Source organism: Spiroplasma endosymbiont of Acasis viretata (assembly GCF_964031275.1).
Classification (GTDB): Bacteria; Bacillota_I; Bacilli_A; order Mycoplasmatales; family VBWQ01; genus Spiroplasma_E; species Spiroplasma_E ixodetis_A.
In genome coordinates this window covers 524,962-545,748 of sequence record NZ_OZ035019.1, presented here as the reverse complement: position 1 = coordinate 545,748, position 20,787 = coordinate 524,962, and the positions used below count along the sequence as shown (strand labels likewise).

The 20,787-nt window shown below is 23.8% G+C and carries 17 protein-coding genes and 5 pseudogenes; 11 read left to right on the top strand and 11 right to left on the bottom strand.

Annotation, left to right across the window (positions count from 1 at the left end; all coding sequences use genetic code 4):
• Window positions 1–6 precede the first annotated feature (6 nt).
• The 8 genes and pseudogenes from AAHM96_RS03040 to AAHM96_RS03005 all read left to right on the top strand — a co-directional run bounded on the left by AAHM96_RS03040 (window position 7) and on the right by AAHM96_RS03005 (window position 4,334).
• Entirely contained in the window at window positions 7–225 is a 219-nt protein-coding gene (locus AAHM96_RS03040) for a hypothetical protein (protein ID WP_342273544.1), read from the top strand.
• A 44-nt stretch (window positions 226–269) separates the two neighbouring features.
• Entirely contained in the window at window positions 270–617 is a 348-nt protein-coding gene (locus tag AAHM96_RS03035; RefSeq protein WP_342273543.1) for an ATP-binding cassette domain-containing protein, read from the top strand.
• A gap of 33 nt (window positions 618–650) precedes the next feature.
• Complete coding sequence (locus AAHM96_RS03030) at window positions 651–794, top strand: hypothetical protein (protein WP_342273542.1); 144 nt, start codon at window positions 651–653, stop codon at window positions 792–794.
• Between the two features lie 14 nt (window positions 795–808).
• Window positions 809–1,042, top strand: a complete 234-nt coding sequence (locus AAHM96_RS03025) for a transposase family protein (RefSeq protein ID WP_342272935.1) — start codon at window positions 809–811, stop codon at window positions 1,040–1,042.
• A 2-nt stretch (window positions 1,043–1,044) separates the two neighbouring features.
• Window positions 1,045–1,467, top strand: coding sequence for a transposase family protein (locus AAHM96_RS03020; RefSeq protein WP_342273704.1), 423 nt, complete (start codon window positions 1,045–1,047; stop codon window positions 1,465–1,467).
• A 15-nt stretch (window positions 1,468–1,482) separates the two neighbouring features.
• A pseudogene (locus tag AAHM96_RS03015) lies at window positions 1,483–1,671 on the top strand (ATP-binding cassette domain-containing protein); the annotation flags it as partial.
• Window positions 1,672–1,766: 95 nt separating this feature from the next.
• Window positions 1,767–3,013, top strand: a pseudogene (locus AAHM96_RS03010) (IS256 family transposase).
• Window positions 3,014–3,095: 82 nt separating this feature from the next.
• On the top strand, window positions 3,096–4,334 hold the full coding sequence (locus tag AAHM96_RS03005; RefSeq protein ID WP_342273702.1) for an IS256 family transposase: 1,239 nt from the start codon (window positions 3,096–3,098) through the stop codon (window positions 4,332–4,334).
• Between the two features lie 291 nt (window positions 4,335–4,625).
• On the opposite strand, the gene AAHM96_RS03000 is transcribed toward AAHM96_RS03005, so the two are convergent.
• A complete protein-coding gene (locus AAHM96_RS03000; protein ID WP_342273541.1) occupies window positions 4,626–5,501 on the bottom strand; it encodes an ankyrin repeat domain-containing protein in 876 nt (291 codons plus the stop codon).
• A gap of 118 nt (window positions 5,502–5,619) precedes the next feature.
• On the opposite strand from AAHM96_RS03000, the gene AAHM96_RS02995 reads away from it, so the two are divergent.
• Window positions 5,620–6,597 (top strand): IS3 family transposase, encoded by a 978-nt coding sequence (locus tag AAHM96_RS02995; protein WP_342272885.1) that lies wholly within the window; start codon window positions 5,620–5,622, stop codon window positions 6,595–6,597.
• A 1,029-nt stretch (window positions 6,598–7,626) separates the two neighbouring features.
• On the opposite strand, the gene AAHM96_RS02990 is transcribed toward AAHM96_RS02995, so the two are convergent.
• The 5 genes and pseudogenes from AAHM96_RS02990 to AAHM96_RS02970 form a co-directional block, all read right to left on the bottom strand.
• A protein-coding gene (locus AAHM96_RS02990) for an IS5 family transposase (RefSeq protein ID WP_342272742.1) occupies window positions 7,627–8,417 on the bottom strand; the annotation gives its coding sequence in 2 pieces (ribosomal slippage) (window positions 7,627–8,154 and window positions 8,157–8,417; 789 coding nt in all).
• A gap of 275 nt (window positions 8,418–8,692) precedes the next feature.
• A complete protein-coding gene (locus AAHM96_RS02985; RefSeq protein WP_342273540.1) occupies window positions 8,693–9,367 on the bottom strand; it encodes a hypothetical protein in 675 nt (224 codons plus the stop codon).
• 147 nt (window positions 9,368–9,514) lie between these two features.
• On the bottom strand, window positions 9,515–12,238 hold the full coding sequence (gene mgtA, locus AAHM96_RS02980; RefSeq protein WP_342273539.1) for a magnesium-translocating P-type ATPase: 2,724 nt from the start codon (window positions 12,236–12,238) through the stop codon (window positions 9,515–9,517).
• Between the two features lie 689 nt (window positions 12,239–12,927).
• Window positions 12,928–13,716 (bottom strand): annotated as a pseudogene (locus AAHM96_RS02975) (IS5 family transposase).
• A gap of 77 nt (window positions 13,717–13,793) precedes the next feature.
• Window positions 13,794–14,424, bottom strand: a pseudogene (locus tag AAHM96_RS02970) (IS5 family transposase); the annotation flags it as partial.
• A 90-nt stretch (window positions 14,425–14,514) separates the two neighbouring features.
• Here AAHM96_RS02970 and AAHM96_RS02965 point away from each other — a divergent pair.
• Window positions 14,515–15,045, top strand: coding sequence for a hypothetical protein (locus tag AAHM96_RS02965; RefSeq protein WP_342273538.1), 531 nt, complete (start codon window positions 14,515–14,517; stop codon window positions 15,043–15,045).
• Here AAHM96_RS02965 and AAHM96_RS02960 read toward each other — a convergent pair.
• A complete protein-coding gene (locus AAHM96_RS02960; RefSeq protein WP_342273677.1) occupies window positions 15,042–15,404 on the bottom strand; it encodes a transposase family protein in 363 nt (120 codons plus the stop codon). The two genes, AAHM96_RS02965 and AAHM96_RS02960, sit on opposite strands and share 4 nt — an antisense overlap.
• 24 nt (window positions 15,405–15,428) lie before the next feature.
• Window positions 15,429–16,245: pseudogene (locus AAHM96_RS02955) on the bottom strand (IS5 family transposase).
• Window positions 16,246–16,315: 70 nt separating this feature from the next.
• Between AAHM96_RS02955 and AAHM96_RS02950 the strand changes: the two are divergent.
• Entirely contained in the window at window positions 16,316–16,783 is a 468-nt protein-coding gene (locus AAHM96_RS02950; RefSeq protein WP_342272852.1) for a DDE-type integrase/transposase/recombinase, read from the top strand.
• A 54-nt stretch (window positions 16,784–16,837) separates the two neighbouring features.
• Here the strand turns inward: AAHM96_RS02950 and AAHM96_RS02945 are convergent, their stop codons facing one another.
• Genes AAHM96_RS02945 through AAHM96_RS02935 form a run of 3 tightly spaced genes read right to left on the bottom strand, consistent with a single transcriptional unit; the run spans window position 16,838 to window position 20,758 of the window.
• Window positions 16,838–19,024, bottom strand: a complete 2,187-nt coding sequence (locus tag AAHM96_RS02945) for an ATP-dependent helicase (protein WP_342273537.1) — start codon at window positions 19,022–19,024, stop codon at window positions 16,838–16,840.
• Between the two features lie 35 nt (window positions 19,025–19,059).
• Window positions 19,060–19,755 (bottom strand): RDD family protein, encoded by a 696-nt coding sequence (locus tag AAHM96_RS02940; protein WP_342273536.1) that lies wholly within the window; start codon window positions 19,753–19,755, stop codon window positions 19,060–19,062.
• Between the two features lie 4 nt (window positions 19,756–19,759).
• Window positions 19,760–20,758 (bottom strand): glycosyltransferase family 2 protein, encoded by a 999-nt coding sequence (locus tag AAHM96_RS02935; RefSeq protein ID WP_342273535.1) that lies wholly within the window; start codon window positions 20,756–20,758, stop codon window positions 19,760–19,762.
• Between the last annotated feature and the right edge of the window lie 29 nt (window positions 20,759–20,787).

The following is a 20,787-nucleotide window of genomic DNA, read 5'->3' as shown; positions in this document are numbered from 1 at the left end:
AAAAACATGAAAAATGATAAAAAAAACACTAAAAATTCAAGTGAACAAGTAACTAAAAATAAGTTAGAATCTAGTTTTACAAAGAAGTCAGTATCTAAAAATGAAGGTGCAATACCACCAGTAACCCATAAATCTCATGATAAACCAGAATCAAAGGAAGAAATAGAAGCTAATAAAGCCAAATTGCAAGCTTTTAAAGATAATCAAAAAGCAATTAAAAATTAACAAAAACTCATTCAAAAGAAATTTTAGCAGGTAAAATTATATCAATGACTAATAATACTCCTGATACTCAAACTAATGTTATTGAATTATTTGATTTTAAAAAATCTTACTTAACTGGAGACTTAGAATATGAAGTATTAAAAGGAGTTAATTTAAAAATTAAATTAGGTGATTTTGTTGTTATCTTAGAACCATCGGGAAGTGGTAAGACAACATTATTAAATATTATTTCGGGATTGGATAAACCTAATACTGGTGATGTTTTTGTGGCGGGATACAATTTATCTTTATTAAAAGATAGTCATTTAACTAAATTTAGACGAGATAATGTTGGTTTTATTTTTCAACAATACAATAGACTTGGTGCAAAACCTTTAATTTTAATAATTTAACGGTTATTATTAATATCAAAGGTGATAATTATTATGTTAAAAAAATACAAAGATGAACAAGAATTTTATAGTTTAGTGGGAATAAAACTACAAACATTTCAAAAAATGGTTGAAATTTTAAAAAAAGCTGAAGCAATTAAAAAGCAGTTGGTGGTAAACCTAATAAATTATCAATAGAAAATCGTTTATTAATGACATTAGAATACTGAAAAGAGTATAGTAGTTATAGAGTTATTGCAAAAAGATATAATATTAGTCATACTAGCTGCATTCGTAATATTTTTTGAATTGAAAATACTTTAATAAAAAGTGGAATTTTTAATTTATCTGGCAAAAAAGATTTAATCAAAAATAAAGGAATCAATAATACTTTACTAGCTATTGATGCTACTGAAACTCCAATTGAAAGAATTAAAAAAAACTAAAATTACTTTTTTCGGGTAAAAACAAACATCATACTCTTAAATCGCAAATAATTATTGATATTTTAAATGGAAAAATTATTTCAACCGCTTTTTGTTTTGGAAGCATTCATGATTTTAAATTACTTTTAAAATCTAAAACTTTTATTCATCTAGAAAAACAAGTTTTTGTTGATTCAGGTTATCAAGGAATACAAAATATTCATAAAAATACATTTTTGCCATTTAAAAAAAGTAAATACAATAAATTAATACCAATTCAAAAAGAATACAATAAAACTTTAAGCAAAATTAGAATTAAAATTGAACACGTATTTGCTAAACTAAAACGTTTTAAAATTTTAACTTTAAAATATCGCAATAAAATACGAAGATTTGCATTAAGATTTAATTTAATAGCAGGAATATATAATTTTGAATTACCTTAGTTTTGCACCAAGTCTAATTTATTAACTAACTTAACTGCTCGTGAAAATGCTGAAGTTGGTGAAAATCTTGCTAAAAATAAAAATATGAGTATTGATGATATTTTTCAAGTTATTGAAATCGATGAACATATGAATAAATTTCCAACTCAATTATCAGGTGGACAACAACAAAGAGTATCGATTGGTAGAGCACTAGCAAAAAATCGGTAATGTTTAGTAATCTGTGTAACTTACAAAAATAACTATGTTTAATTAATTCTAGTAAATATAATTAAATGACTAGAAAGAGTGAGTTACAGATGGCTAAAAAAGATAACTTTAATAATAATGATCCAATATCAAAAGCAGTAGATTTATTACTAGAAAATACTGAAGATTTAACAACAGTTTTTAAACCTGGCGGTTTATATAAAGAATTAACAAAAAGATTAGTAGAAAAAATGTTGAATTCTGAAATGCAAAATTATTTAGGATATGAAAAAAATCAACATAGTACTACTGAAAATGATCGTAATGGTACAAGTTCAAAAAAATTAATAACTCAACAAGGTAAAATTGAAATTGATGTACCAAGAGATCGCAATAGTAATTTTACTCCTGTAATAGTTCCTAAAAGGCAAAGAAGATTTGATGGTTTTGATCAACAAGTTCTTTCCTTGTATGCACAAAAGGAATGACATTATCTGACATTAGAATGCAGTTGCAAGAGTTATATCATGGTGCTGATATTAGTGAAAGTGTTATTAGTCAAATTACTGATGATGTTATTGATGATGTTAAAGCATGACAAAATCGACCATTAGAAAGTATTTATCCTATTGTTTATTTTGATTGTATAGTAGTTAAAGTACGACAAGATAAACGGATTATTAACAAATCAGTTTATATAGCATTAGGAGTTGATTTAGAAGGCAAAAAAGATGTTTTAGGATTATGAATTAGTGAAAATGAAGGTTCTAAGTTTTGATTATCTAATTTCACAGAAATGAAAAATCGTGGCTTAAATGATATTCTTATTGCTTGTAGTGATAATTTAACAGGCATGTCAGAAGCAATACAATCAGTTTATCCTAAAACAGAACATCAATTATGCATTGTTCATCAAATTAGAAATAGTTTAAAATATGTTTCATACAAACATCGAAAAGGTCTAGTTGCAGATTTAAAACCAATTTATAGTGCATGTAGTGAAGAACAAGCAATGCAAGCTTTAGAATCGTTTGAAAGTAAATGAAATAAACAATATTCTCAAATTACTAAATCTTGATATAAAAATTGAGATAATTTAATGGTTTTTATTAGTTATCCAGTAGAAATCAAAAGAGTGATTTATAGTACAAATGCTATTGAATCTGTTAATAGTCAATTACGAAAAATCATCAGAAATAAAAAAGTTTTTCCTAATGATATGGCAGTTTTCAAAATATTTTACTTGGCAATTGAAAATATAACAAAAAAATGAACAATGCCCATTCAAAATTGAAATACAGCAATTGCTCATTTTATGATAAAATTTGAAGACAGAATTAATCTAGGTAATGTTTAGTAATCTGTGTAACTTACAAAAATAACTATGTTTAATTAATTCTAGTAAATATAATTAAATGACTAGAAAGAGTGAGTTACAGATGGCTAAAAAAGATAACTTTAATAATAATGATCCAATATCAAAAGCAGTAGATTTATTATTAGAAAATACTGAAGATTTAACAACAGTTTTTAAAGAGGGAGGATTGTATAAAGAATTAACAAAAAGATTAGTAGAAAAAATGTTGAATTCTGAGATGCAAAATTATTTAGGATATGAAAAAAATCAACATAGTAATAGTGACAATGCTCGTAATGGTACAAGTTCAAAAAAATTAATAACTCAACAAGGTAAAATTGAGATTGATGTACCACGAGATCGCAATAGTAATTTTACTCCTGTAATAGTTGCAAAAAGACAAAGAAGATTTGATGGTTTTGATCAACAAGTTCTTTCTTTATATGCAAAAGGAATGACATTATCAGATATTAGAATGCAATTACAAGAGTTATATCATGGTGCTGATATTAGTGAAAGTGTTATTAGTCAAATTACTGATGATGTTATTGATGATGTCAAAGCATGACAAAATCGACCATTAGAAGGCATTTATCCCATTGTTTATTTTGATTGTATAGTAGTGAAAGTACGACAAGATAAAAGGATTATTAATAAATCAGTTTATATAGCTTTAGGAGTTGATTTAGAAGGTAAAAAAGATGTTTTAGGTTTATGAATTAGTGAAAATGAAGGTTCTAAATTTTGATTAGCAAATTTCACAGAAATGAAAAATCGTGGCTTAAATGATATTCTTATTGCCTGCAGTGATAATTTAACAGGCATGTCAGAAGCAATACAATCAGTTTATCCTAAAACTGAACATCAATTATGCATAGTTCATCAAATCAGAAATAGTTTGAAATATGTTTCATACAAACATCGAAAATCACTAGTTGCAGATTTAAAGCCAATTTATAATGCATGTAGTGAAGAACAAGCAATGCAGGCTTTAGAATCCTTTGAAAGTAAATGAAATAAACAATATCCTCAAATTGCTAAATCTTGATATAAAAATTGAGATAATTTAATGGTTTTTATTAGTTATCCTGCAGAAATTAAAAGAGTGATTTATACAACAAATGCTATTGAATCTGTTAATAGTCAATTACGAAAAGTTATCAGAAATAAAAAAGTTTTTCCAAATGATATGGCAGTTTTCAAAATATTTTACTTAGCAATTGAAAATATAACAAAAAAATGAACAATGCCCATTCAAAATTGAAATACAGCAATTGCTCATTTTATGATAAAATTTGAAGATAGAATTAATCTAAACTAGTACTTTGTAAAACAAAGATACACAGATTACATAAAAGCCTCTTAATCTAAATTAGTAACTTTGTAAAACAAAGATACACAGATTATTAAAAAGCCTCTAATGTTTATCTATTTTTATAAATAATATGGAAACTATTTATTATTATTTTACAGTTTTTTTTATTAAAATATTAATTTTTAAGAAAATTTTTAGTAGTAGTTATCCAATTGATAACTTTCTTCTTTTTTCGCTATCATTTTTTTCTGTATTTTCTAATTTACGCTTTTCTTTGTTAACTTCTTCTTTTGTTAATTATTCTTTTACTTTATTAAAATCTGTTTTCTTTTCTTCTGATCAATTTGTATCATCTTCATCTAATATTGCATCTAGGTATATCTTAAAAATTGCTTTTTCATTATCAGATAAATTTTGATCAGTTTGATATTTTTTGAAATTATGAAAAGCAGTTACTCGTTGTTCTAAAACATCTTTTTGTAATTCATTAAAATTAGGACAATTTGGAAGTTTTTTAATAAATGTTATAATTTTTGAATCAACATATGATAAATCATCTAACATACTATCTACTTCTTCTTTTATCTCATTATCAAGAAGATAATTTTTATTTTTAAAAGGATTACTATCTATTTTGTTAATATCAGTTAATACACTATTAACCAAATAATTAGTAACTTCTTTTAAGTTATATTTAATAGCTAAAGTTCATCAAGTTAATCCTTCTCTAGTTATATAATTATTATAATTACATTCATTTGTTATTAAAAAATCAATAATCATCATTTCAATTTGATTTTGATTTCTTGGTAATTGATGTAATCAATCAATTATCATATCTTCAAATTTAAAAGGTTTTTCATTATTTTTATTTTTAATATCAAAATTAATTTCTAAATCACCATTTTCATTTTTTAATAATAGTGTTCTTATAATTTTTTTATTATTACTTCTAATTGCTCTATGTAATATAGTGTTATTAAACTCATCAATAGGTGTATTAATATCAAAATATTTGCAATTTTCTATTATTTCTAACATATCAAAATTGTTGTTTAGGATTGCTATTTCATAAGGTATATTACCATTATCATCTATTTGATAAAAATTAGTTTTTTTAGTGATGGCAAAATTAATTCTAAAATCAGTTTTATTACCTTCGCCACTTGCCACTTGCCACTTGCCACTTAGCCCTTTTTACTAGACCATTAATTTAAAAAACCTGAATGTATTCTAAAAACAATTGTGTTATATAATTAACACTAATTTTAACCTGAAAGGATTTTTATTAATGGATAAAATTAAACAAATAGCATTAGTAATTAACAAATTAAATATCAAAGAAAAAATTAAAATTATTGATGATTGTAAAAATCAATATTCAATTAGAAACCTATGTCAATATCTTCAATTAAACAGATCAACATATTACTTTTTAAAAAATAAACAAAAACCTATTAAAAAAGAAGAAAATCATATTATTAAATGCAATCATAAATATCAAAAAATATGCCAACTTTTAATCGAATTTCATTCTACAAGAAAAGGCAGAATTTATGGATATTTAAGAATTTTTTCAGCTTTTAAAGAGTGATTAAAACAAGAAAAAAATATCATTTTAAATATAGAATTATCAATAAAACAAATGCGAAAAATTATGAAAGAACACAATATTCAAGGATTAAAACAAACTAAAAATAACTATCCTAAAAACAAAAAAAATCCAAATAAGTGAATACCTACAATGGATAAAGTAAACAAAGATTATAAAAGTACAACCTCTTCAAATCAAATTTGATCAATGGACACTAAACAAATAAATACTAAAGAAGGATGATTATATCTTTTTGTAATTATTGATTTTTATTCAAATAATGTTGTTAGTTATAATATTGCTTCTAATAAATCATATCAGGATTTAATTCTTCCTGCTCTTGAAAAAATCAACAAACAATTTTCTTGAAATCAAATAAAAAATGTTATTTTACATTCAGATAACGCCAACGAATTTTATTGTCAAGATATCACAAAATGAGCAGAGGATAAACAAATAATTTTAAGCAAAAAACAACCTTATGATATTGGTGGTAATGTATTATCTGAAAACTGATTTTCTCATTTATCTCAAGAATGACTACCTAAAGGATCAAATCAATATTTATCCATCAATGAAGCTATAAATGATGTAAATCAATATGTTATGTTTTATAATTATGAAAGAATACATTCTAAATTTCTAAAACCACCAATTTTACAAATTAAAATTTAGAATTTTATATCAAAAATGGTCCAGTAATTAAGGGCCAACCACCTAAATCATATCAGGATTTAATTCTTCCTGCTCTTGAAAAAATCAACAAACAATTTTCTTGAAATCAAATAAAAAATGTTATTTTACATTCAGATAACGCCAACGAATTTTATTGTCACGATATCACAAAATGAGCAGAGGATAAACAAATAATTTTAAGCAAAAAACAACCTTATGATATTGGTGGTAATGTATTATCTGAAAACTGATTTTCTCATTTATCTCAAGAATGACTACCTAAAGGATCAAATCAATATTTATCCATCAATGAAGCTATAAATGATGTAAATCAATATGTTATGTTTTATAATTATGAAAGAATACATTCTAAATTTCTAAAACCACCAATTTTACAAATTAAAATTTAGAATTTTATATCAAAAATGGTCCAGTAATTAAGGGCCAACCACCCAATTTTCTTGAAATCAAATAAAAAATGTTATTTTACATTCAGATAACGCCAACGAATTTTATTGTCAAGATATCACAAAATGAGCAGAGGATAAACAAATAATTTTAAGCAAAAAACAACCTTATGATATTGGTGGTAATGTATTATCTGAAAACTGATTTTCTCATTTATCTCAAGAATGACTACCTAAAGGATCAAATCAATATTTATCCATCAATGAAGCTATAAATGATGTAAATCAATATGTTATGTTTTATAATTATGAAAGAATACATTCTAAATTTCTAAAACCACCAATTTTACAAATTAAAATTTAGAATTTTATATCAAAAATGGTCCAGTAATTAAGGGCCAACCACCATTATTGATTTTTATTCAAATAATGTTGTTAGTTATAATATTGCTCCTAATAAATCATATCAGGATTTAATTCTTCCTGCTCTTGAAAAAATCAACAAACAATTTTCTTGAAATCAAGTAAAAAATGTTATTTTACATTCAGATAACGCCAACGAATTTTATTGTCAAGATATCACAAAATGAGCAGAGGATAAACAAATAATTTTAGAACCTGTTTAAAATCTTTTCAATAAAATTGAAATAAAGGCAAGAACAACCATTTGTAAGCTAGTATTTAATTTTTTTTCACAATTTTTTCATAATCTTCTGCATTTTTCTAATCATGCAAAACTTCGTTCTACAACTCATCTTTTTGGTAATACTACAAAAGAATGTAATTCATTACGTTTTATAACTTCAACATTTGCATTTATAATTGTTTTAATTTTAGAAGCAAATTTTTCACCAGTATAACCAGCATCTACTAGTATTTTTTGAACTGCAGAAAGATTCTCTTTTTCATTTTCAATCATTATTATAGCACTATTACGATCTGTTTTTTCTGCTGTGGTTATGTAAATTGCATGTGGTAAACCTTGAGAATCAACAGCAATATGACGCTTTATTCCTGAAATCTTTTTACCAGCATCATAACCTTTATTTTTAGTAGTATCTGTATTTTTAACACTTTGTGAATCAATTATACAAAAACTAGTTTGTTCTTTTCTACCATTATTGATACGAAATGCCTTGACTAATTTTTTTTTAAAACTAATTGTAATACACTAGGTTCTTTATCATTATTTTTACTTCAAGCTTGAAAATAATAATATACAATTTGTCATTTTGGAAAATTTTTTGGTAACATTCTTCACTGGCAACCACTTTTTAATACATATAAAACTGCACAAAATACTTCATATAAATCTAAACTTCTTGGTTTAGTTCTCTTTTTAGTATTTTCTAAAATTGATTTTATATTTTCAAATTGCTCTTTGCTAACATTACTAGGATAATTTTTACACATATATACCTCTTATTTTAAAATATATAATCATTTTATACTATTCTCTAAAAGATTTTAAACAGGTTCTTAAGCAAAAAACAACCTTATGATATTGGTGGTAATGTATTATCTGAAAACTGATTTTCTCATTTATCTCAAGAATGACTACCTAAAGGATCAAATCAATATTTATCCATCAATGAAGCTATAAATGATGTAAATCAATATGTTATGTTTTATAATTATGAAAGAATACATTCTAAATTTCTAAAACCACCAATTTTACAAATTAAAATTTAGAATTTTATATCAAAAATGGTCCAGTAATTAAGGGCCAACCACCCTTTAGCAATAATATGTAAAAGATTTTTATTTTTAATATTAACACTATTAATATTAAAATGAGAATTATTTTGAAAATCATTAACTAATTCACGAATTTCTTTATTTGTCGGATATGCATCAGCTTTATTAATTTCTTGTATTAATAATTTGCAAAATGGAGTTTCATTTTGCAAATTTACTAAATTGGGATTAACTTGTGAATTATTAATTAGTTGCTTTGCTATATTTTTAAACTCTCCTCCAAGTTTTCAGTCTACAATATATTGTTTCATAATTGCTAAATGTAAAGGTGAATTTCCTTCAATATCTTGTTGATTTAAAAAATTTTTATCATTTTTTTTAAAATTTATTAATCAATTAATAAGTTTTATTTTATTAGTTGTAAATTCTATTAATTCACTTGAAGTTTCTCAACCTTCCTCGTGTGGATCATAGTTATATTCATCTTCTATTTCTGCTCCTTCATCTAAATCTAATAAAAAACTATTATGAAGGGCATTTCTATTATTATCTAAACCAATAACTTCCTCATCACTAATGTTTGGATTATTCATAAAATCTTCAATAATAGAAAATTGAATTTTTTTATTTTGAAATTGATCAATAAGGTAATTTAATGTTAGCATACTTTTATCTGTTCCTATCTATAATATGAAATTCCTGTTACTTTATTAAAAGTAACAGGAATACAAAAACTTTCTTTAGTTTTACACTTATTTATATCATAATTTTTAAAAAAATCGAATACATTTATCTTAAAATTAAAATTTAGTTTACAATCAGCGTTTATTAACCTTTATATATATCATTTTTAATAATTGACTAGCAATGAAATAAACAATGACAACGCCAGCTAAATAAGCATAAAAAATTAAAGGAATTGGTGTTAAACCAATAGTAGCTCCTAATTGTGTATATGGAATACTAATGCCAATAATAGTAATTATAATTGTTGTTAAAAATAGCTGATGAGATGGCATACTTTGAATAAAAGGTACCTTAGAAGTTCGTAATAATTGTACAATTAATGTTTGTGAAGTAACTCCTAAAATAAATCATCCAGTATGAAATAATGATTGTTGATATATGCCAGCAGCACTATTAGGATCTACATTAGCAAAGTTGGCAAATATATGTAAACCGTATCCTAAAAATAAAAAGGTGGTTATATCAAATATTGAACTTAGCGGTCCATTCCAGAATGCAAAAGGTAAAATGCTTTTTGCATTTCATTTTTGTGGTTTTTTAATAAAGTCTTCATCAACCCTATCTCAAGGAATTGCTAATTGAGAAATATCATATAATAAATTTTGTAGTAAAATTTGAATTGCCATCATTGGTAAAAAAGGTAATCAAATTGAAGCAATTAAAATACTTAATGAATTACCAAAATTAGAGGAAATAGTAATTTTAATATATTTTAAAATATTACCAAAAGTATTTCTACCACTGATCACTCCTTGCTCTAAAACATCTAAATCTTTTTCTAATAAAATAATATCAGATGCTTCTTTGGCAATATCAGTAGCACTATTAACAGATATTCCAACATCAGCGTGATGCAAAGCAACAGCATCATTAATACCATCACCTAAAAAGCCAACAGTGTGACCATTTAACTTTAAAATATCAATAATTCTTGATTTTTGTAATGGCTCCATTTTCGCAAAAATAGTAGTTTTATTTACTAATGCTTGTAAATGTTGATCATCCATATCTTCAATGTCACTACCTAATAAAGGAATTCCTGGTTCTAACCCCACCTTTTTACAAATTGCTTTAGTAACAATTTCATTATCACCAGTCAAAATTTTAACATCAATTCCGTGTTGATTAAGAGTTGTTATTGCTTTAATAGCACTAGGTTTAGGTACATCTAAAAAACCTATATATCCTAATAAAACTAAATTGGATTCATCTTCTATTTTAAAAATTGTTTTGTCACTAGCAAAGTCTTGATAACCAATTGCAATTACTCGTAAACCATCATTATTTAATTCCGTACTTAATTTTAAAACATTTTCTTTAATTTTATCAGTTAAGGCAATTACTTTCCCTCCAATTTCAACTTTAGTACAAATTTTTAATATTTCTTCTACTGCTCCTTTGCAAATTAAAGTATTATTAATTTTATCTTTTGAAACTACTATTGACATTCGTCTTCTTATAAAATCAAAAGGTATTTCATCAATTTTACGATAGGGCATTTCAACTATTTTATTATGATGAGCTTTAATGTGTTGGACAATTGTTTTATCAATATTATTTTTTAATCCAGTTTGTAAAGAACTATTTAAATATGCCATTTCTAAAACTTTGTTTGATTCAACACCTTCTGGATCTAAGTGTTTAACCAACTCAATTCTATCCTCAGTTAAAGTACCAGTTTTATCAGTGCATAAAACATCCATTGCACCAAAACTTTGAATACTAGTTAAATTTTTAACAATTACTTTTTTATGTGATAATCTAATTGCACCTTTTGCTAAGTTAGCACTAACAATCATTGGTAGAATTTCGGGGGTAATACCAACAGCAACTGATATTGAAAATATTAACGCTGTTAAAATATTATTTTTAGTAATTACATTAACAATAAATATTAATGGTACCATTACACACATAAAACCAATAAGAATGTGAGTAACTTTTTTAATACCTTTACTAAAACTAGTAACAGGACGTTTACTAGTTACTGCACTAGCAATTGATCCAAAATAAGTATTAACACCTGATGCAATAACAATAGCAATAGCACCACCTGAAACAATACTAGTACCCATAAAACATATGTTTTCTAATTCTAGGATACTACTTTTTTTATTATGATCTTTAGTATGAATAGCGTGTTTTTCAACAGGAAATGTTTCACCAGTTAGTGCCGATTGATTAATAAATAGATCGGTTGAAACTAAAATTCGAACGTCAGCAGGAATCATATCACCAGAAGATAAGAAAATAATATCACCTGGTACTAAATTTTCAATTAATACTTCTTTTGTAAAATTCGCAACACTATTTAAAGCATTAAAATCAATTTTTTTATTTTTATTACTAAATCTAAAAACACTGGCTGTTGTTTCAATTAATTGTCGTAATTTTTCTGAAGATTTATAGGAACGATAATCTTGAAAGTAAGATATAAAAACACTCAAAATAATCATTACTAAAACAATAATAGCACTGTACAAATCAACATTTTTATCAGTATTAGTATCAATAATACTGTAACTAATAAAATTATAGATAACTATTATCATTAAAACAATAATAAAAGGATTAAAAATATTGTGCATTAATTTTTTGTATCAAACAAATCGTTTATGAGAAAAAACATTTTTACCATATTTTTTAAGTCTGTCTTCTACTTCTTCCTTTTTTAATCCGTACATACTACCATCTAATTGTTGGATAACTTCTTCTTTCGATAGTTGCGAAAATTGTTTAAACATGGTTGTTGTTTTTTGTTCTATATGCTTCTTTTTAAAAAATTGCATTATCAACCAACCTTTCTTCAAACGTATAATTTAATTGTATACTAAAATCAAAAGAACTTTATTTTAGTGAATAAAGTTCTTAAAACTACCAAATATTTAAGAATAATATTCTTCTATTTTCAATAAAAATTTGTATTATTTTAAATACAAATTATTTATATCAAAAATAGGAGTAAACATCAATGATTTAAAAGGAGTTGAAATATAATTATAAATCTTCTAATCAATTTTCTATATTTATTAATCAAATATGATAGTATTTAGTTAAACTTCATATGAGTTTTTAAGCTATTATTTTTTAAATAAGAATAATAGTTTTTTATTTAGAAAAATGAAAGGAAATATAAATTAATTATTTTTTAAATAATTAATTTATAAAAGGTAGTTAAAATGACTGAAAAACAGAAAATAGAAATTAATCAACTAAATTTAGAAATAAAAAATATCATGAATCAATATGAATTCTTATCGACAAATTTAATGAATTAAATAATCTTTATAAACAACAAAAAATAAAAATATCAAATACTAAAAAAGAACAAGTATATAGGGGCGTTGCCCCTAGTTGCTTCGCAACTTACCCCAGTGGCGTAAACGCCACGGCCAACCAACCAAGGTTCTGGTTGGCTTCGACCAATAATATAGGTTTACTCTATTTTAACATCTTTCTTATTTTTCTTAGAACCTGTTTAAAATCTTTTCAATAAAATTGAAATAAAGGCAAGAACAACCATTTGTAAGCTAGTATTTAATTTTTTTCACAATTTTTTCATAATCTTCTGCATTTTTCTAATCATGCAAAACTTCGTTCTACAACTCATCTTTTTGGTAATACTACAAAAGAATGTAATTCATTACGTTTTATAACTTCAACATTTGCATTTATAATTGTTTTAATTTTAGAAACAAATTTTTCACCAGTATAACCAGCATCTACTAGTATTTTTTGAACTGCAGAAAGATTCTCTTTTTCATTTTCAATCATTATTATAGCACTATTACGATCTGTTTTTTCTGCTGTGGTTATGTAAATTGCATGTGGTAAACCTTGAGAATCAACAGCAATATGACGCTTTATTCCTGAAATCTTTTTACCAGCATCATAACCTTTATTTTTAGTAGTATCTGTATTTTTAACACTTTGTGAATCAATTATACAAAAACTAGTTTGTTATTTTCTACCATTATTGATACGAAATGCCTTGACTAATTTTTTTTAAAACTAATTGTAATACACTAGGTTCTTTATCATTATTTTTACTTCAAGCTTGAAAATAATAATATACAATTTGTCATTTTGGAAAATTTTTTGGTAACATTCTTCACTGGCAACCACTTTTTAATACATATAAAACTGCACAAAATACTTCATATAAATCTAAACTTCTTGGTTTAGTTCTCTTTTTAGTATTTTCTAAAATTGATTTTATATTTTCAAATTGCTCTTTGCTAACATTACTAGGATAATTTTTACACATATATACCTCTTATTTTAAAATATATAATCATTTTATCCTATTCTCTAAAAGATTTTAAACAGGTTCTAAGAACCTGTTTAAAATCTTTTCAATAAAATTGAAATAAAGGCAAGAACAACCATTTGTAAGCTAGTATTTAATTTTTTTTCACAATTTTTTCATAATCTTCTGCATTTTTCTAATCATGCAAAACTTCGTTCTACAACTCATCTTTTTGGTAATACTACAAAAGAATGTAATTCATTACGTTTTATAACTTCAACATTTGCATTTATAATTGTTTTAATTTTAGAAACAAATTTTTCACCAGTATAACCAGCATCTACTAGTATTTTTTGAACTGCAGAAAGATTCTCTTTTTCATTTTCAATCATTATTATAGCACTATTACGATCTGTTTTTTCTGCTGTGGTTATGTAAATTGCATGTGGTAAACCTTGAGAATCAACAGCAATATGACGCTTTATTCCTGAAATCTTTTTACCAGCATCATAACCTTTATTTTTAGTAGTATCTGTATTTTTAACACTTTGTGAATCAATTATACAAAAACTAGTTTGTTCTTTTCTACCATTATTGATACGAAATGCCTTGACTAATTTTTTTTAAAACTAATTGTAATACACTAGGTTCTTTATCATTATTTTTACTTCAAGCTTGAAAATAATAATATACAATTTGTCATTTTGGAAAATTTTTTGGTAACACTAGACCATTAATTTAAAAAACCTGAATGTATTCTAAAAACAATTGTGTTATATAATTAACACTAATTTTAACCTGAAAGGATTTTTATTAATGGATAAAATTAAACAAATAGCATTAGTAATTAACAAATTAAATATCAAAGAAAAAATTAAAATTATTGATGATTGTAAAAATCAATATTCAATTAGAAACCTATGTCAATATCTTCAATTAAACAGATCAACATATTACTTTTTAAAAAATAAACAAAAACCTATTAAAAAAGAAGAAAATCATATTATTAAATGCAATCATAAATATCAAAAAATATGCCAACTTTTAATCGAATTTCATTCTACAAGAAAAGGCAGAATTTATGGATATTTAAGAATTTTTTCAGCTTTTAAAGAGTGATTAAAACAAGAAAAAAATATCATTTTAAATATAGAATTATCAATAAAACAAATGCGAAAAATTATGAAAGAACACAATATTCAAGGATTAAAACAAACTAAAAATAACTATCCTAAAAACAAAAAAAATCCAAATAAGTGAATACCTACAATGGATAAAGTAAACAAAGATTATAAAAGTACAACCTCTTCAAATCAAATTTGATCAATAGACTTGGTGCAAAACTAAGGTAATTCAAAATTATATATTCCTGCTATTAAATTAAATCTTAATGCAAATCTTCATATTTTATTGCGATATTTTAAAGTTAAAATTTTAAAACGTTTTAGTTTAGCAAATACGTGTTCAATTTTAATTATAATTTTGCTTAAAGTTTTATTGTATTCTTTTTGAATTGGTATTAATTTATTGTATTTACTTTTTTTAAATGGCAAAAATGTATTTTTATGAATATTTTGTATTCCTTGATAACCTGAATCAACAAAAACTTGTTTTTCTGGATGAATAAAAGTTTTAGATTTTAAAAGTAATTTAAAATCATGAATGCTTCCAAAACAAAAAGCGGTTGAAATAATTTTTCCATTTAAAATATCAATAGACTTGGTGCAAAACTAAGGTAATTCAAAATTATATATTCCTGCTATTAAATTAAATCTTAATGCAAATCTTCGTATTTTATTGCGATATTTTAAAGTTAAAATTTTAAAACGTTTTAGTTTAGCAAATACGTGTTCAATTTTAATTCTAATTTTGCTTAAAGTTTTATTGTATTCTTTTTGAATTGGTATTAATTTATTGTATTTACTTTTTTTAAATGGCAAAAATGTATTTTTATGAATATTTTGTATTCCTTGATAACCTGAATCAACAAAAACTTGTTTTTCTGGATGAATAAAAGTTTTAGATTTTAAAAGTAATTTAAAATCATGAATGCTTCCAAAACAAAAAGCGGTTGAAATAATTTTTCCATTTAAAATATCAATAATTATTTGCGATTTAAGAGTATGATGTTTGTTTTTACCCGAAAAAAGTAATTTTAGTTTTTTTTAATTCTTTCAATTGGAGTTTCAGTAGCATCAATAGCTAGTAAAGTATTATTGATTCCTTTATTTTTGATTAAATCTTTTTTGCCAGATAAATTAAAAATTCCACTTTTTATTAAAGTATTTTCAATTCAAAAAATATTACGAATGCAGCTAGTATGACTAATATTATATCTTTTTGCAATAACTCTATAACTACTATACTCTTTTCAGTATTCTAATGTCATTAATAAACGATTTTCTATTGATAATTTATTAGGTTTACCACCAACTGCTTTTTAATTGCTTAAGCTTTTTTTAAAATTTCAACCATTTTTTGAAATGTTTGTAGTTTTATTCCCACTAAACTATAAAATTCTTGTTCATCTTTGTATTTTTTTAACATAATAATTATCACCTTTGATATTAATAATAACCGTTAAATTATTAAAATTAAAGGTTTTGCACCAAGTCTAATGGACACTAAACAAATAAATACTAAAGAAGGATGATTATATCTTTTTGTAATTATTGATTTTTATTCAAATAATGTTGTTAGTTATAATATTGCTCCTAATAAATCATATCAGGATTTAATTCTTCCTGCTCTTGAAAAAATCAACAAACAATTTTCTTGAAATCAAGTAAAAAATGTTATTTTACATTCAGATAACGCCAACGAATTTTATTGTCAAGATATCACAAAATGAGCAGAGGATAAACAAATAATTTTAAGCAAAAAACAACCTTATGATATTGGTGGTAATGTATTATCTGAAAACTGATTTTCTCATTTATCTCAAGAATGACTACCTAAAGGATCAAATCAATATTTATCCATCAATGAAGCTATAAATGATGTAAATCAATATGTTATGTTTTATAATTATGAAAGAATACATTCTAAATTTCTAAAACCACCAATTTTACAAATTAAAATTTAGAATTTTATATCAAAAATGGTCCAGTAATTAAGGGCCAACCACCTAAAAATAAATTTATACAAATTTTTTAATAGCACTATGATTAGAACTAATAATTCTAATACCACCATGATTTTTATGAAAAGCAACTTGAATTTTATCACCAATTAATTTAGTAATAATACCTTTGCCAAAAATTTCATGAATAATTATATCTCCAACATTTCAATTATTAGTTATTTCAACCTTATCTTTATTATCAGCTTTATAGTAATTAAATTTAGAATGATTACGATTTTGATAAGTTGCTGCCATTTCTTGATGTTCGTTATTAATGATTTTTAAATATTTAAGATCTAAATCTTTTAAGAAACGAGATGGTTGTTTCATACGATCCAAGATATATGAATATCCACCGGCACTAGATAAAAATAATCATTTTTTTGCCCTAGTAATTGAAACATAAAAAAGTCGTCGTTCTTCTTCAATTTTATCTAAGTTTTCTATACTAGATTTACCTATTCCAGGCAAAATACCTTCATTAATGCCAACTATAAAAACAACATCAAATTCTAAACCTTTAGCACTGTGAATTGTCATTAAATTAACGGCTTTATTAGTACTATTTTCATCTAAATCAGTATATAAACTTACTTCTTGTAAAAATGACGTTAATAATTCTTCGCCTTGTAATTCATTATTACTACTATCATATTCAAGCAATTGTTCTAATAATTGTTGAACATTTTCAATTCTTTCTTTTTCAAGGTTATCTTCTAGTTTTTTTAAATAATTAGTTTTATTTAATAAATTTTCAACCATGTTATGTAAAGAAGTAACATCTTTGATATTAGTTTGCATCTCATTAATTAAATTAATTAAAGGTTGTAAATGTTGATGATAATTTTTTGGTAATCCATACTGAAATTTAAATAAGTATTCATTTAAAGTTAGTGATTGTTCATTAGCAAGTAATAATAAGTTATCAATAGCTTTTGGTCCAATTTTAGGTGTTGCATTTAAAATTCTAATCATTGATATATTATCATTTCAAACAATAATTTTTAAATATGCCAAAATGTCTTTAATTTCTTTACGTTCAAAAAATTTATAACCACCAAAAATTTTATAATTTATATTATTATTAATCAAAGCTTGTTCTAAATCTTTTGATAAATAATTATTACGATAAAGAATAGCAATTTTATTCAAATCTAAATGATATTTTAAATGAATTTTTTTAACAGTTGTTGCAACTCAATGTGCTTCTTGATCACTACTACTAGCATGATACATAACAATATCATTACCAAGATCATTTTTAGTAAACAGTTCTTTTTCAATACGTTGAACATTATTTTTAATTAAACTATTAGCTGTATTTAAAATCTTAGTTGTTGAACGATAATTTTGATTTAAAATAAATGTTTGTGTATTAGGAAATTGTTTAGTAAAATTCAATATTAAATTAATATTTGCTCCTCTTCAACTATAAATAGTTTGATCGGGATCACCAACTACAGTAATATTTTTATGATTTTTAGCAAGTGACAATAAAATATTATATTGAATATCATTAGTGTCTTGAAATTCATCAACTAAAATAAAATCAAATTTCTTTTCTCATTTTGTTAAAATATGTGGAAATTCTTTAAATAGACGTTCAACTAATAATAATAAATCATCAAAATCTAAACATGAATTAATAAATTGATATTTTTTATACGATTCAAAAACTTTGATACGTAAAATTCACTCATCTTGATTTTGATAATCAGCTAATAATTCATCTTGAGAAAGATAATTATTTTTTCAGTTAGAAATATTAGAACTTAATAATCTTAACTCCTGCAATTCAGCTTTATGTGAAAATTCTTTTTGAAAAATATCTTTTAATATTTTTCGTTGATCTTCTTGATCAATAATATTAAAATTATTATTAATATTTAAATGATGAATATCTCTTCTTAATATTTTGGCACATAATGCATGATAAGTAACAATATTAACATTAATGTTGATATCATTTAAAAGTTGCATTATTCGTTCTTTCATTTCGCGTGCTGCTTTATTAGTAAAAGTTAATGCCAATATTTTTTCACTAGCAATTTTAATTACATTAATTAAGTAAGCAATTTTATATGTTATAACCCGCGTCTTTCCAACTCCAGCCCCCGCAATAATACGACATGGGCCATTAACATTAATAATTGCTTGTAGTTGTTGTTCATTTAGATTTTCTAAAAGTTTTGTTTTATCCATGTTATTTATCCTTAAGTTAGTAAGAGTATATACTATTAAAGACTATTTATATTTTCTAATTCGTCATCATTAATATTTCCTGGTTGAGAATAAACTAAATGAATATGTGCATCATTAACGTTAGTTAATATCTTCCGTTTATTAGTTGCAAGCGATTTCTTGTTAATGACAAAAGTTTTATGATTACGATCAAAGAATAGCTGATGATATTTATCAATTTTAGTGACGATCATAATCCCACAATACCAAGCAAAATCAAAACTAACTACAGAACGAATAAGAATATTTAATCAAGAATTTAAAGTACTATTACTATTAATAGTAGCAATGTTTTCATTAAAAGTCAATTTCATAAAAAGAATTATTGAAGTGGTTAATAATAAAGGAATAAAAACTAAAAATAGTTCACGATAAAAAAAATGTTTTAACTTTAAATCTTGATTTTTTTCATTTACTAATCTTATTTGAAAAATTAATTTTCCTAAAGTTTGACCCTTACATTTTCATGGAATAATAACAAAATATATAATAACAATAATTATATTAATAATAAAAATAATTATTAATTGTCATAATTCTTGATTACCTTTATTATCTAAATAATGGATTGCTAATCCAATTATTAATGGGATTAAACTAACAAAAATCACGTCAAAAATACGTGCAATAATACGTTTTCATGTTTTAGCTATTATATATGTTTCGGTTGTATCTAATTTTTTAATATTCATTTTTTTACTCTCAATATTTTGAATCATCTCTAATATTATTATCTTTAAAATATTTCTTAAAATAAGTACTTAGATCAGGAGCATAAGTGGTAAATTTATCATTTGGATTAATAGTATTAAAATAAGAATTTTTTTTAAAATTTTTAAATTTAAATTCAATAATTTCTTTGACACGATTATATGTTTTTTCAATTAATGCAGGTTTTTTAGAAATACTAATAAATCTTAAAAGAGTATATAGATAGTATCTAACAAAAGCATATTCCAACTCTTCATATAAAACTTTTTTAATTTTATAATTATTATAATAGTTTAAAATATGTATTCATTGATGCATTAGTTCAAAAATATTATCATTTTCCAATGTGTTATTTTTAGACGTTAATAATGTTTCATTAATTGCATAATATGTTTTACAATGTGCTAAAAATGAGTATAAAAATAAACTATCAAATTGGATTTCTTTACGAAATTGTAAATTATATTCATTAATAATACTAACTTTCATGATTTTTGTTGTTAAAACTGGTGTTGTTAAAGCAAAGACTATTTTTCCTTGTGTTGTATTTAAATTATATAATTTATTAACTTCAGTTCTAATTGTTGAATGAAAAACATTATTTATATCAAATTCATAACGAACACAATATTCAATACAATCTAAATCTTTATTATTATCTAAAATTTTATTAACTGTTTCAATAAAATTAACGCTAAGAATTTCAGTTGGATTTAAAATAACTACATATTGTCCGGAAATATATTTAAGACCAAGATTACGACTAATGGCAATACCTGATACTTGATAATTAGTAATCATTTTTAAATTTTGTGGATATAATTTAAAATATTTACTAAATATCTCCAAATTTTTATTGTTAATGCCATCATCAACAACAACAACTTCAAAATTAGTTTTTTTATTTACAAAAATCTTTGCTAAAAAAGAATCTAAGTGTTCGGATTCAAATGAAGTTGTATATAAAATAAAAGTTAGTAGCATAATAAATATTTCCTCCCTTTTATAAATAA